Here is a 13,275-nt window from a genome sequence, read left to right on the forward strand (position 1 = left end):
GGAACTAAAACTTTGTTTCTGAATCCATCCAAATTGTGTGTAAAACCTCACTTCTCCTTGCGGTTCGTTATGTTGCTTTACGATTTAACTATGGTTCATTTTTGGGGATATTCAAGCCGCCGCCAGAGAATCGATCAAAATTGTGACGGTGATTCCACTATTGACCATAGATTCCATTTATGTAACACGCACATTCCATAAATGAAATTCAACTTTTCATCTTTGTTGCTATAGGATATGCGGAGGAAGCGTATAATTTAATGCAACCCCGCCTTAACTCATTCAGGAAACTTATTTCTATGACCAGAAGAGAGAAAATTAAGCAGTCCTTATTAGCAAAAATGCCAAGGGATGCTATTAATCAATTTCTCTCAAGAGATAAGACCCCAGCTTCAGTTCTCTTTCTTTCTTGTATTGTCGGTGTACTTGCTGGCGTAGTGGGGACCTATTTCGAAGTCGCGGTTCATTTCATCACAGAAACTCGTACCGATTGGCTTAAAGATGAAATCGGTAGCTATTTACCCCTTTGGCTAGCCGCTTTCCTTACTAGTGCTGCATTTGCCTTTATTGGTTACTTCCTCGTTCACCGCTTTGCTCCAGAGGCTGCAGGCTCAGGCATCCCCGAAATTGAAGGTGCGATGGACGGTATGCGCCCTGTTCGATGGTGGAGAGTATTGCCAGTAAAATTTTTTGGCGGTATGGGCGCATTAGGCTCTGGTATGGTTTTAGGTCGAGAAGGACCAACCGTTCAAATGGGCGGCAGCATTGGTCGCATGGTCACCGATATCTTTCGAGTCAAAGATGACGACACTCGCCACTCACTATTAGCTTCGGGTGCCGCAGGTGGTTTAGCCGCCGCATTCAACGCACCACTGGCTGGCATCATGTTTGTAGTCGAGGAGATGAGACCACAGTTTCGCTATTCACTCATATCAATTAAAGCCGTCATCATCTCCGCGGTTTCAGCCAACATCGTTTTTCGATCAATCAACGGGCAGTCTGCCGTTATCACAATGCCTCAATACCAACCGCCTGAACTGGATGCTCTGTGGTTATTCTTGTTGTTAGGCGTGTTGTTCGGCATGTTTGGTGTGATTTTCAATAAGTTGATTACACTTTCGCAAGACCTATTTGTGGCAATACACAAGAATGACCGTAAACGCTACTTAATGACAGGTTCCCTGCTGGGCGGTTGCTTTGGCTTATTGCTGCTCTATATACCGGAGTTGACTGGCGGTGGTATTGGTATCATCCCGAACATCACTAATGGCAACTACAGCGCAAACGTGCTGCTGTTAATCTTCTTAGGGCGCGTGCTCACCACGCTACTTTGTTTCGGCTCTGGTGCACCGGGTGGTATCTTTGCACCAATGCTTGCTCTAGGAACGCTCTTTGGTTACGCGTTTGGGCTTATCGCGGCGGCATTCTTTCCTGAACTGAATATTGAACCGGGTATGTTTGCAATTGCTGGCATGGGAGCCTTATTTGCCGCCACCGTGCGAGCGCCTATCACCGGTATTCTGTTAGTTATTGAAATGACCAATAACTACTACCTGATCCTGCCGTTGATCATCACCTGCTTAGGTGCGGTAATCATTGCTCAAATGTTAGGTGGGCAGCCAATTTACAGTCAACTGCTTAACCGTACGCTGAAAAACGAAAAACTAAGACAACAAGATCTCCCTCAACAAGAGGAAGTACGTTAATTACAAATGACTCATGAAACAAAAGCACACATTCAACGTGCTTAATCTCCCGATTCCGTATCAAAATCAAAAAAGCAAACGTTAAACTTGGTATCATCCACTCAAAATTAGTTGAGTGCCCTCAAAATCTATTGATGGAAGACCTACACACTCTAACTAAGGCAAATAGTCCAATATTCTGTAATTAACTAAGTCGGAGCAAGTCGTTGAACTGGAGAAGATTAACCCAAGTAAAAAATGTGCCGCCATCTCAGGCGTCTTTAGCACTTGGCGTTATTGGGTTAGGACAAGCTTGGGCGTTATATATCCCGGGCATTGGTGAGATAATTCGTCCCTACCTCGCTGCATTCGGCGCGCTATTATTGCTGCCTGTTTTACTGCGCTATTTAACGAGCTTTAATACCTTCCTTAATGACATTCGCCACCCGTTAAGTGGAAGCTTGATGGCACCAATGAGCATGGCTTTACTGATTCTGTGCGACTATTTAGCCGAGATATCGCCAGCTATCGCCTACCCAGTTTGGTTCTGCGCGCTATTGCTGCACTTTACCATGATGGTGTTGTTCTTTAGTTTTCAGATCATCAACTTCAAAATGTCGAACATTGTACCGAGTTGGTTTCTGTATCCGGTCGGTTTGATCAGCAGTTCCTTAGCTGGCACACAGTTCGGGCACACCGTATTTTCAGAAACACTTGCGGTCACTTGTATCGGTATCTATTTCCTTATGTTGCCAGTGGTGTTGTACCGCTTGGTGTTCGAAGGCAATCTTCCTCGCCGAGCAAGACCAACACTCGCTATCATGGCAGCTCCGGTTAACTTATCTTTAGCCGCTTACTTGGTTAACTTCGACAACCCAGACCCGATTCTAACAGGTGCATTGGCGGGCATTGCCATCACCATGACTTTGTTGATTTACTTGTGTTACATCCGCCTGATGCGTTTGAAGTTCCAACCTTCGATTGCTGCCGTCACCTTCCCATCTGTGATCAGCGCTATTGCCATGCATCGTCTAACTACATTTTTCGGCGCGGAATACCCACAATGGTATTGGCTACACAAGTTTGGTTTCTTTGAGCTAACCATCGCCACCATTCTAGTGATTTGGGTTGCCGGTGGTTACGTAAAAATGTACTGGCCTGAGTTTTTCGATTCCGACTACATGTCCAAGAAGATGAAACGTTCTTAGATAGAAGCGAAAAGATCTTAGCTGAACCATCGTGTTCTGCAGTAGTCGATGATGTCAGACAAAACCAACCAAACCCAAAAAGGCCTCACACTGTGAGGCCTTTGAATAGGCAAGGTATTAATAGTTCAGGCGAGTGTTACTAGAAATGCCGAGACCTATTAGAAGTTAGCGTGAGGGCCGAATACTTCGTAGTGAACGCGTGAACGGTCAACTTTCATTGCATCTAGCTGCTCTACGATGTTCTTCATGAAACCAACAGGACCACAGATGTAGAAATCGCTCTCTTCAAAGCCTTTAGTATCAGAGATAGACGCTAGATCCATTTGACCTTGATGCGTGTTTTCACATGCAGATTCATCTTTGTTCATGTACCACGTTTTCGCTTCCCAACCTTTGTCGGCAACAATATCTTTAACACGAGTCGTGAAAGAGTGTTGGCCTACGTTCTCACAAGCGTGAAGGTAAAGTACTGGCTCGTTTTTATCTTCCGTGTTTAGGAACTCAAGCATAGACTGCATTGGCGTTACACCAACACCTGCAGAGATAAGTGTTACTGGCTTGCTGCGCTCTTGATACATGAAGTCACCCGCTGGTGCGTATAGGCTAACCTCATCACCAACAGCAACCTTATCGTGTAGGTGGTTAGATACAACGCCTTGTGTCTCTTGGCCTTGTCCTTCACGTTTAACAGAAATACGGTATTGCTTGCCGTTTGGCTTATCAGACAGTGAGTATTGACGAATCTCGCTGTATTGAGAGCCTTCTGGTTTCACTTCGATACCGATGTATTGACCTGGTGTGTAATCCAGAACTTCACCGCCGTCTTTTGGCTGAAGGATAAAACTTATTACTAGCGCTGACTCTTCGATTTTGTCTGCAATCACAAACGCACGCGCTGCTTCCCAACCACCAACAGCTTGCTTACGCTGTAGGTAAAGTTCAGCTTCACGATCGATGAATACTTGCGCCAAGAATAGGTAAGCGGCTGTCCATGCTTCTTCCACTTCTGGAGTAAAGGCGTCAGCAGCTAGTTCACGTAATGTCTCAATCAGGTGCAAACCAACAATTTGGTAGTGCTCTGGTTGAATGTTAAAGCTTGTGTGTTTCTGAGCAATACGTTCAACGGCAGTTGTTAACGCTGCTAGATTTTCAATGTTCTTTGCATATGCCGCGATAGCTTCAAACAGTGCTACGCCTTGGCGACCTGTTCTTTGGTGAGTCATATTGAAGATATCTTTCAACTCAGGGTTATGCGTGAACATACGTTGATAAAAATGCTGAGTTAAAGCTGGGCCTGCGCTCTCAAGTAGAGGAATAGTAGATTTGATGATTTCGATATGTGCATTGTTAAGCATGAATTTACTCCGAACACTGAGCCTTATGACCTATATGTCATTTTGACTACTAAAAATTAAGAATGACTTATCGATTTTCTGAAACCTTAGTTATTTTTAGAAACTGAGTTATTTTGACTCGTTTTCATTTCAAAAAATCGCGAAACCTGATTAATGCAACCTGATTGATTGAGATCAAGAATAGTCTGTTTAATCAGCGCTATAATTGGGCTTCTCTGTATCTTCTGCACAATCAGTGCCAACTTTATCAATCCCCGTCATTACTGGTTTTCTTCTCAAAACTCATCTTATAAAAATGTCAGAAAGACCTTTTTTTTAAGTCAATAAGACTCTATTATGTAGATGAACACACACAGTTAGAGTTTTTTATGCAAGATATCTCCGCATCTACCCTCATGGAAATGACCATTGGCCTCGCAAGTGGTGTCAACGATCAAGATCGTTTCAATCGCCTGATCGATGCCATTCGCAAAACCATAACGTGTGATTGTGTCGCGCTTTTAAGCCTTCAAGGCGACACGCTAGTACCTATCGCAATGCAAGGGCTCAGCCGAGATACGTTCGGTCGTCGCTTTATCATTTCAGAACACCCACGGTTTGAAGAGATCTGCGCGTCTCGCTCTCCTGTTCGTTTCGATGCTGACAGCTCCTTACCCGATCCTTTCGATGGTTTGCTTATTGACCATGATGGCGATTTACCAATGCATGCTTGTATGGGCTTGCCTTTGCTATTTGGCGATAAGCTCTTAGGTATTCTGACTCTAGACAGCTTGAAACCTGATGTCTTCGCGAATATTCCGGCGCGTAACCTTGAAGTGCTGGCGGCTATTGCAGCCTCAACCATGCAGATGGCACTGACCTTCTCGCAACTTGAACATCAAGCAAAACAGTCAAAGCAATTACTCGAAGAATTGAACGTAGAAGCGTGGGAACGTGACGGCGGTGAGTTGATTGGTAACAGTGACACCATGGTCGCGCTTAAGAACGACATCGCTGTTGTCGCGCCGTCTGAGTTTAATATCTTGATTCATGGTGACACCGGAGTTGGTAAAGAGCTTGTGGCTCGCACCCTGCACCACCAATCTCAACGTAAACGTAACCCACTCGTCTACGTAAACTGTGCAGCAATTCCTGAAAACTTAGTAGAGAGTGAACTGTTTGGTCACGTTCGTGGCGCGTTCACTGGCGCAGACAAAAACCGCGTAGGTAAGTTTGCTTTAGCCGATGGTGGCACACTGTTCCTTGATGAAATTGGTGAATTGCCTTTAGCTGCTCAAAGTAAGCTCCTACGTGCTCTACAAAACAACGAAATCCAACCTGTTGGCCAAGACAACATTCAAACTATTGATGTTCGAGTATTGGCAGCGACAAACCGAGATCTAAAACAAGAAGTTGAAGACGGTCGATTCAGAGCCGATTTGTACCACCGATTGAGTGTGTACCCTATCGCGGTGCCTGCACTGAAAGATCGTGGTGACGACATCAGCCTATTAGCGGGTTTCTTCTTAGAACAAGCGCGTCGTAAGCTTGGTATCAACCAAGTTAAGTTCCGCTCCGACGTTCTTTCTTTCCTAAACCGTTATGGTTGGCCGGGTAACGTGCGTGAACTTGAGCATGTGATCAGTCGTTCCGCATTGAAAGCGTTAGCGCGCAGCACCAATAAAAACCTGGTGACAATCACCAAGGAAGATTGTGGTCCTCTAGACCAAGATCAGCCAATTGCGACGACTCAGGTGAAAAACACACCATTATCGACACCAACGATCGACCTTTCTGCAGGGCTACGTGGTGCAACGGACGATTTTCAACGCAGTATCATTACTGAGGTGTTGGAAGATGCCAACTTTAACTGGGCACAAGCAGGGCGAGTTCTGAAAACAGACCGAGCAAATCTGACTCGACTGTCTAAGCGTTTAGGGCTAAATGTGGCTAAGTCTCATACGATCGAACGGACAAAATAGATATTAGCGGTTTGTTGCGAGCATCTGACAAAACTTGTGTATATAATGCTGCAAATTGTAACGCTAATTTTAAATATGTAGAGAGAGTTATGAAGTTTATCCGTTGGTTCTTAGGTCGTGTCATCTTGTTATTGAATTTTGTTTTCAGCCCACGTGGTGTGAAGCGTTCTCAAGAAGAACAAAGCAAAGTGAATGAGCAAGCAAAAACGCACACGTTATACCAATTCGAAGCGTGCCCATTTTGTGTGAAAGTGCGCCGCGCGATGAAACGTCAGTCGGTTCAATTTGAACTTCGTGATGCAAAAAACAACGAACAACACCGTGCTGAGCTTGAAGCTGGCGGCGGTCGTGTGAAAGTGCCTTGTCTACGTATCGAAAAAGACGGCAAAACTGAGTGGATGTACGAATCTTCAGATATCGTAACTTACTTAGAAAAGCAGTTTGCATAAGCAATAAAGCGACAAAATCTAGATACAAAAAATCCCTCTAATGTGAGGGATTTTTTATGTCTGTTATTTGGCGTTAATCGCTTCAAATTGGGAGCAAAAGTTCAAACCACTACTTCGCTACAATCAGCATCAATTCCACACGGCGGTTACACGCCTTGCCTTGCGCAGAAGCGTTGGTGCAAGCTGGTACGTATTCGCCAAATCCACGAGTATAAATGGAGCGACTCGACACATAGTTACTCTCTAATCGAGCCTTCACTTCTTTTGCTCGCTGCTCTGAAAGCGGATCATTGATTCGATCTGTGCCCGTATTATCGGTGTGCCCTTCAATCACCACATCAATATCTTGGCGTTGAGCAAGGTAGCTGCCTAGCGTATCTAACCATTGATTATAAGCTGGCTCGGGGAATGCTGAACCTGTTTTAAAGTTCACGTGCTGCTCAAGCTTTACCATCACATGGTTACCCGGCAACACTTCAAAATCGATGCGGTTTTGTCTTAAAAAGACTTCCAGTGGGTCGTTAGTCGAAACGCCACGTCCGTAGTTGGTCGTGATGGTTCTGTGTTGATGAGTGCTACTCTGGATAGAGTACCCACGATTGCTTGCTACATGAGTCGTTTGAACCACACCCCATTCAGGATGCATCAAGTCGTAATCGGTTTGTGGTGCAGTCTCTAGCATGTCACCGCCAAGTAAGTCAGTTGGTGACGTGGCTTCACACCCAGCCAAAGCTATGCTTAACATTATCGCTAAATATCTCATTACTTCACCAACCACTCATGCAGATAAACCATTCACTAATGTCTATATCGGCACCGAGGGAAAAACTTTAGACGAAAAGAAAGCAGAACCCAAAAAAGTGCTGTTGATCACAGTTAACCGTCTACTAGCTTGTCTTCAGCCGCTAGTTCGAACTGTTTGCATTTATTTACCTTATAATTGTTTTCCAATTCGTACTAAATAGTTAGAATCTCACGACTTCTCAACGCTAGAGCAAACATTATGTTTAAACCATTTACTAAATTCATCACAGCACTCGCTGCCGTACTCATTATCGCGGGTTGTAGTGAAACAGACGAGCCACAAAAAGGCGTTCAATACGAAGCGCTTCCTACTGCTCTAACAGAATTTAACTTGTCTCCGATCACTGAAATCTTCTCTCTTAACTGTGGTCACTGCCGTCAAATGGAAAGTGCCATTCCAGAGATTGAATCTCTAACAGACCAAACTATTGGCAAGATGCACGTGACGTTCAACGAAAGCGCTCAAATCAGCGCAATGATCTACTACACAGCAGTGATGCAGCTTGATGCGACGCCTGACCACGCATTCATGGACGACCTATTTGGTGCCGTTCAAATGGGTGCAGATGCAACACCTGAGCAGCGTCAACAAGCACTAGAGACAGCGTTTACTTCTCGTGGTTTGGTTAGCCCATACCAGCTGAATAAAGAACAGCAAGTCGCTCTTTTCGACTACGTTAAGCAAGCAGAAGAGATCTCAGTAAAAGGTCAGATCAACTCAGTACCAACCTTTATCATCAACGGTAAATACCAAGTACTAACAGCAGGTCACCAAGACGTTGCTGGCATTGCAAAAACGATCAACTACCTTTTGACTCAACCATAATCACGGCTTTAGTCAACTGATTAACACATTTTGTATTAACTACGAAATTCAGCACTCAATATAAATAGGTTTTACTATGTCTAAATTTGTCATCCCGGTCATTGTCTTTCTTTTGGCGGGTTTCATGATTTACCGTACTTGGACGAATCATAAGTCTGGCGGAGAAAACTTCGAACAAGGCCAACAATTTCTAATTGAAAACGGCACTAAAGAAGGCGTGATTACGACTGAAAGCGGTCTTCAATACCTTGTTCTTGAAGAAGGTACAGGCACAGAGCACCCAACTAAGAACAGCAAAGTAACGGTTCACTACCACGGTACGCTAATCGACGGCACTGTTTTCGACAGCTCTGTTGAGCGCGGCGAGCCAATCTCATTTGCTCTTAAGCAAGTAATTAAAGGCTGGCAAGAAGGTTTGACTTACATGGTTGAAGGCCAAAAAGTTCGTCTATTTATTCCAAGCACTCTAGCTTACGGTAAAGGCGGTTCAGGCCCTATCCCACCATCATCGACTCTGATTTTTGATGTAGAACTCATCTCTATCAAATAATCGAAGTTACTGATTTAAGCCCCAACATACGCGCTATGTCGGGGCTTTTTTATATCTGAACATTTGAAGCCTCTTTAGATATTGAGCTATTTAGCTATTTAGCTACTGTAACAACGACCAAATATACCCTCGAAAACCGACCACTAGACGACTGGTCTAATTTAACTTATAGTACCGCCCATGAACGAAAAAACGAATGACACACGCCTGCATGTTTTAGATGTTGGCTACCAATTAATAGTGAACAACGGCTTTAACGGCGTTGGCTTATCGCAATTGCTTAAAGAAGCGGACGTGCCGAAAGGGTCGTTTTACCACTACTTTAAATCGAAAGAGCAATTTGGCGAGGCTCTGATCCAGCACTATTTTGAGACCTACATCAGCAGAGTTGAAACTATTTTGGTTCATGGTGAAGGCAACCATTACCAGAGAATTGTCAGTTATTTCACTCGATGGTCACAGATTGAAAACGGCACCTGCAATGCTCATAAATGCTTGGTCGTTAAACTCAGCGCGGAAGTTTCTGATCTTTCTGATCCTATGCGCCAAGCGCTATTAAAGGGTGCAGAAAAAGTGACGAATACCATCGAACAGTGCATTGTCGGCGGTATTGAAGATGGCTCCATAAAGGTTGAAGAGAGCCAAGAAGCAGCTCAGAACCTATACTCAATGTGGTTAGGCGCCAGCTTATTGAGCAAGCTGAGCCAAAGCTCACATAGCTTACAGTCAGCTTTGAGCCTTACCGAACGAATTTTAAAAGGTGAAAGCTAATAACGCGCAGCGCGCTTTATTGGCTTTAACTTAAAAAAATCACCCGCCCTCTTATCAATTTGATGACGGCGGGATTTTTAGACAACAAGACTAGACGACTGGTCTAATTCTAAATGTATAAAATACACAATTAAGGACATCCAATGACTCAACAAGACAATCGCCGAATCGTATTGGCTTCTCGCCCAGTTGGCGCACCGACTCAAGACAACTTCCGTTTAGAGACAATAGCTGCGCCAAGCATCAAAGACGGCGAGATGTTACTTCGCTCAGTTTACCTTTCTCTAGACCCCTACATGCGTGGTCGTATGAGCGATGCTAAATCTTACGCAGACCCTGTCGAGATTGATGAGGTGATGGTTGGCGCAACCGTATGTCAGGTTGAAGAATCAAACCACGCTGATTACGAAATTGGCGAGTGGGTACTGGCTTACACAGGTTGGCAAGATCTTGGTGTGTCTAACGGTGAAGGCCTTATCAAACTAGGTAAAGAACCAACGCACCCTTCTTACGCGCTTGGCATCATGGGTATGCCTGGTTTTACTGCTTACATGGGCTTGCTTGATATCGGCCAACCTAAAGAAGGCGACACGCTAGTCGTTGCAGCAGCAACAGGTGCTGTAGGCGCAACCGTTGGACAAATCGGCAAACTAAAAGGTTGTCGTGTTATCGGCGTTGCAGGCGGTCAAGAGAAGTGCCAATACGCGAAAGAGGTTCTTGGCTTTGATGAATGTATTGACCACAAAGCTGACGACTTCGCAGAGCAACTGGCTAAAGCGTGTGACAACGGCATCGATGTTTACTTTGAAAACGTTGGGGGCAAAGTATTCGATGCAGTAATGCCTCTACTTAACACAGGTGCTCGTATTCCTGTGTGTGGTCTTATTTCTCAATACAATGCGACTTCACTGCCTGAAGGCCCAGATCGCATGTCTAGCTTGATGGGTATGTTGCTGGTTAAACGAATTAAGATGCAAGGTTTCATCATCTTTGATGACTACGCGCACCGTTACAACGAGTTTGCTGTTCAAATGACAGAATGGCTATCTCAAGGCAAGATGCACTATCGTGAGCACCTTGTTGAAGGTCTAGATAATGCACCACAAGCATTCATGGGCCTATTGGAAGGTCAGAACTTCGGTAAGCTTGTTATCAAAACGAACGAAGCTAAATAAATTCAATAAACTGAACCCGTTAACTAGGTAGAATCATGATTACTTTACATCACCTGAATAAGTCGCGCTCAAAGCGCATCATCTGGCTATTGGAAGAGCTTGGGGTGGATTACCAAATCAAACCATACCAACGAGACAGTGTCACTTTTCTTGCACCGCCAGAACTTAAATTCATTCACCCATTGGGTAAATCTCCTGTCATTGAAGACGATGGCGTCGTGATCACTGAATCTGGAGCTATCACGGAATACCTAATCGACAAATACGGTCAGGGTAAGTTCGCACCTACACGCGGCACCGCAGACTACGTGGAATATTCACAGTGGTTACACTTCGCTGAGAGTTCAGGTATTTTGCCAATGTTACTTAAGATCTTTGTGATGAAAGACGGCTGCGAAACTAACTTCCTAGGCGGTTATGCAGACGACGAAAACCAAAAGATCCTCACTTACGTGAATAATGCACTTGAAGGCAAAACCTACTTGGTTGCAGACACACTAACAGGTGCAGATTTTATGATGTCGTTCATCGTAGAAATCGTGGGTAACTTTGGTGCAACTGCGCTTTACCCTAACATCGCTAAATACGGTGAACTTTTAAAGAGCCACCCTGCTTACCAAAAAGCTGAGCAAGTAGAGCTAGAACACTCGAACTGATCGAGTTTCACTCAAACACGTGCTTGCTAGAGTAAACACAAGAAACTAAATGAAGCCAAAGCCGATTTATCTTCTGCTTTGGCTTCTCATTTGTCTTCATTTCGACAACAATACCGAACTCTAACTGAACAGCCATAGAGTTTGATCTTAATGCCAACAAACCTCGCTCAATACACACCTCTGCACCTAGCAAACACGAATGTCGATTTAGCGCTACCGACTCGTTTTACGTTTCCGTATTACTATACCCCGCACCCTGTGTGTGAATTCGCTATGCTGCAGCTTCAGCAATCACTTGTCGACTGTGGTGTGAATGAAACCTCGCAAGGTAATCTCTACGCTGTGCTTCTTGTTCAGAATCCAACCACACAAGGGTTAGGTTACCTTTCTGCGTTTTCAGGCTTGCAGTTAGATCCGGCTTTGGTCTCTCAGTTAAACAACATTCACTTTGTTCCACCAGCCTTCGATTCAAAACAGTTTCAATCTCAAAACAGTGCGAACCTTGCTCGACAATTGCAGCTCTCGGACGACATTGAAAAGCTGCAACAGTCGCACAATCTAGACACATTATTGGCCGAGCTTGAAGGGTTAAAAATCGAATCAGCAAAAGCTATCGAAGCCTTTCAGTTAGCAATGGCCGCAAACAAAGCTCAGCGTAACGAACTCAGAGAACAAGCCAATCAAGAAAAAGCATTAGGGAATCTAGAGTCAGCGGCGAATTTGCTCAAACAACTGGGCAATCAAAGTAGCCAAGAGAAACGTGACCTAAAAGCACTTCGTATTGAGTGGAAACAGAAGATCGCAGAGCGCCAATCACAAATTGATTTGATTGAAAGCGAACTGAAAAACCGTAAGCAAGATCACCAAGCAGTTTCACAACAGTTGGAAACTCAACGCCTCTCTCACTATCGCTTTATCAATCAAGCCAAGCAATCTAAGAATTTACTCGAGTTGCTCGATGGTAAAGACGCGCTTGAAGGCTCTGGTGACTGCTGCCTACCTAAGTTGCTTAACTTTGCGTTTGAACACGGGTTCAAGCCGTTAGCATTATCTGAGTTTTGGTGGGGATTACCGCCTACAGACATCATTCGACAACACGCAAACCTCTACCCTGTTTGTCAGAGTAAAAGCTTTGAGATCCTCGAACACCAGTTAAGTGGCATAGAGCTAGAAGATAACCCGCTTATCGTGAACCCTGCGGTTGGTAAGTCTTTTAATATTGTTTATGAAGACGATGAAATCGTAGTCGTCAATAAGCCTGAAGAGTTCATGTCGGTTCCCGGTAAGTTCATCGAAGATTCAGTTTATACCCGCATAAAAGCGCGTTACCCGGATGCGACTGGTCCTTTGATTATCCATAGGTTGGATATGTCGACGTCAGGTTTGTTGATCTTGGCGCTCACGGCGGAATCAAACAAGCATATTCAGAAGCAGTTCATTAATAGAACCGTAGAGAAACGCTACACCGCTTTGTTAGATGGCGAGATAACGGGCGAATCTGGCAATATCAGCCTTCCTTTGCGCGGCGACATCACGGACAGACCAAGACAACTGGTTTGTCACCAACACGGCCGAAATGCAGAGACCCATTGGCAAGTGGTTAGCACTCACAATGGCAAAACCAAGGTTCACTTGTACCCTAAAACAGGGCGAACCCACCAGCTGCGAGTGCACTGTGCTCATCCATTAGGGCTTGGTGTACCTATTCGTGGTGACGACTTATACGGATACAAACGCGAGCGCTTACACCTGCACGCTGGCTACTTAAAGTTGATTCACCCGACAACCGGTGAATGGATGGAGTTTGAAGTGCCTTCCGAGTTCTAAACTCTAAC

12 protein-coding genes are annotated in these 13,275 nt (G+C 44.7%); 10 read left to right on the top strand and 2 right to left on the bottom strand.

Going from position 1 to position 13,275, the window contains the following annotated elements; all coding sequences use genetic code 11:
• Positions 1 to 299 precede the first annotated feature (299 nt).
• A complete protein-coding gene (clcA, locus tag AB4209_RS06600; protein ID WP_372055235.1) occupies positions 300 to 1,706 on the top strand; it encodes a H(+)/Cl(-) exchange transporter ClcA in 1,407 nt (468 codons plus the stop codon).
• 206 nt (positions 1,707 to 1,912) lie between these two features.
• The gene (locus tag AB4209_RS06605; RefSeq protein WP_104216296.1) at positions 1,913 to 2,893 is read left to right on the top strand and encodes a TDT family transporter; all 981 of its coding nucleotides are present in this window, start codon (positions 1,913 to 1,915) and stop codon (positions 2,891 to 2,893) included.
• Positions 2,894 to 3,051: 158 nt separating this feature from the next.
• Here the strand turns inward: AB4209_RS06605 and hmpA are convergent, their stop codons facing one another.
• Complete coding sequence (hmpA, locus tag AB4209_RS06610) at positions 3,052 to 4,248, bottom strand: NO-inducible flavohemoprotein (RefSeq protein ID WP_372055237.1); 1,197 nt, start codon at positions 4,246 to 4,248, stop codon at positions 3,052 to 3,054.
• Positions 4,249 to 4,616: 368 nt separating this feature from the next.
• Between hmpA and norR the strand changes: the two genes are divergently transcribed.
• Both norR and AB4209_RS06620 read left to right on the top strand, forming a co-directional pair.
• Positions 4,617 to 6,209, top strand: a complete 1,593-nt coding sequence (gene norR, locus AB4209_RS06615; RefSeq protein WP_372055239.1) for a nitric oxide reductase transcriptional regulator NorR — start codon at positions 4,617 to 4,619, stop codon at positions 6,207 to 6,209.
• Positions 6,210 to 6,298: 89 nt separating this feature from the next.
• On the top strand, positions 6,299 to 6,658 hold the full coding sequence (locus AB4209_RS06620; protein ID WP_017062638.1) for a glutaredoxin: 360 nt from the start codon (positions 6,299 to 6,301) through the stop codon (positions 6,656 to 6,658).
• 109 nt (positions 6,659 to 6,767) lie between these two features.
• Here the strand turns inward: AB4209_RS06620 and AB4209_RS06625 are convergent, their stop codons facing one another.
• Complete coding sequence (locus AB4209_RS06625; protein WP_104216162.1) at positions 6,768 to 7,403, bottom strand: OmpA family protein; 636 nt, start codon at positions 7,401 to 7,403, stop codon at positions 6,768 to 6,770.
• A gap of 258 nt (positions 7,404 to 7,661) precedes the next feature.
• Here AB4209_RS06625 and AB4209_RS06630 point away from each other — a divergent pair, with 258 nt between their 5' ends.
• The 6 genes from AB4209_RS06630 to AB4209_RS06655 all read left to right on the top strand — a co-directional run bounded on the left by AB4209_RS06630 (position 7,662) and on the right by AB4209_RS06655 (position 13,267).
• A complete protein-coding gene (locus tag AB4209_RS06630; protein WP_017062641.1) occupies positions 7,662 to 8,288 on the top strand; it encodes a thioredoxin domain-containing protein in 627 nt (208 codons plus the stop codon).
• 76 nt (positions 8,289 to 8,364) lie between these two features.
• A complete protein-coding gene (locus AB4209_RS06635; RefSeq protein ID WP_017062642.1) occupies positions 8,365 to 8,838 on the top strand; it encodes an FKBP-type peptidyl-prolyl cis-trans isomerase in 474 nt (157 codons plus the stop codon).
• Between the two features lie 180 nt (positions 8,839 to 9,018).
• Positions 9,019 to 9,609, top strand: a complete 591-nt coding sequence (locus AB4209_RS06640) for a TetR/AcrR family transcriptional regulator (RefSeq protein ID WP_017062643.1) — start codon at positions 9,019 to 9,021, stop codon at positions 9,607 to 9,609.
• Positions 9,610 to 9,752: 143 nt separating this feature from the next.
• Positions 9,753 to 10,784, top strand: coding sequence for an NADP-dependent oxidoreductase (locus AB4209_RS06645; RefSeq protein WP_102394549.1), 1,032 nt, complete (start codon positions 9,753 to 9,755; stop codon positions 10,782 to 10,784).
• A 35-nt stretch (positions 10,785 to 10,819) separates the two neighbouring features.
• Positions 10,820 to 11,440, top strand: coding sequence for a glutathione S-transferase family protein (locus tag AB4209_RS06650; protein WP_102394548.1), 621 nt, complete (start codon positions 10,820 to 10,822; stop codon positions 11,438 to 11,440).
• Between the two features lie 150 nt (positions 11,441 to 11,590).
• On the top strand, positions 11,591 to 13,267 hold the full coding sequence (locus AB4209_RS06655) for an RluA family pseudouridine synthase (RefSeq protein WP_102394547.1): 1,677 nt from the start codon (positions 11,591 to 11,593) through the stop codon (positions 13,265 to 13,267).
• Positions 13,268 to 13,275: the final 8 nt, after the last annotated feature.

It is taken from the genome of Vibrio sp. 10N.286.48.C11 (genome assembly GCF_041469805.1).
Lineage (GTDB): Bacteria > Pseudomonadota > Gammaproteobacteria > Enterobacterales > Vibrionaceae > Vibrio > Vibrio crassostreae_C.

What these genes read in the sequence shown, in the direction of transcription:
- clcA (WP_372055235.1), top strand. Translation starts at nt 300, where the DNA reads ATGACCAGAAGAGAGAAAATTAAGCAGTCCTTATTAGCAAAAATGCCA.
- hmpA (WP_372055237.1), bottom strand. Translation starts at nt 4,248, where the DNA reads ATGCTTAACAATGCACATATCGAAATCATCAAATCTACTATTCCTCTA.
- norR (WP_372055239.1), top strand. Translation starts at nt 4,617, where the DNA reads ATGCAAGATATCTCCGCATCTACCCTCATGGAAATGACCATTGGCCTC.
- AB4209_RS06620 (WP_017062638.1), top strand. Translation starts at nt 6,299, where the DNA reads ATGAAGTTTATCCGTTGGTTCTTAGGTCGTGTCATCTTGTTATTGAAT.
- AB4209_RS06625 (WP_104216162.1), bottom strand. Translation starts at nt 7,403, where the DNA reads ATGTTAAGCATAGCTTTGGCTGGGTGTGAAGCCACGTCACCAACTGAC.
- AB4209_RS06630 (WP_017062641.1), top strand. Translation starts at nt 7,662, where the DNA reads ATGTTTAAACCATTTACTAAATTCATCACAGCACTCGCTGCCGTACTC.
- AB4209_RS06635 (WP_017062642.1), top strand. Translation starts at nt 8,365, where the DNA reads ATGTCTAAATTTGTCATCCCGGTCATTGTCTTTCTTTTGGCGGGTTTC.
- AB4209_RS06640 (WP_017062643.1), top strand. Translation starts at nt 9,019, where the DNA reads ATGAACGAAAAAACGAATGACACACGCCTGCATGTTTTAGATGTTGGC.
- AB4209_RS06645 (WP_102394549.1), top strand. Translation starts at nt 9,753, where the DNA reads ATGACTCAACAAGACAATCGCCGAATCGTATTGGCTTCTCGCCCAGTT.
- AB4209_RS06650 (WP_102394548.1), top strand. Translation starts at nt 10,820, where the DNA reads ATGATTACTTTACATCACCTGAATAAGTCGCGCTCAAAGCGCATCATC.
- AB4209_RS06655 (WP_102394547.1), top strand. Translation starts at nt 11,591, where the DNA reads ATGCCAACAAACCTCGCTCAATACACACCTCTGCACCTAGCAAACACG.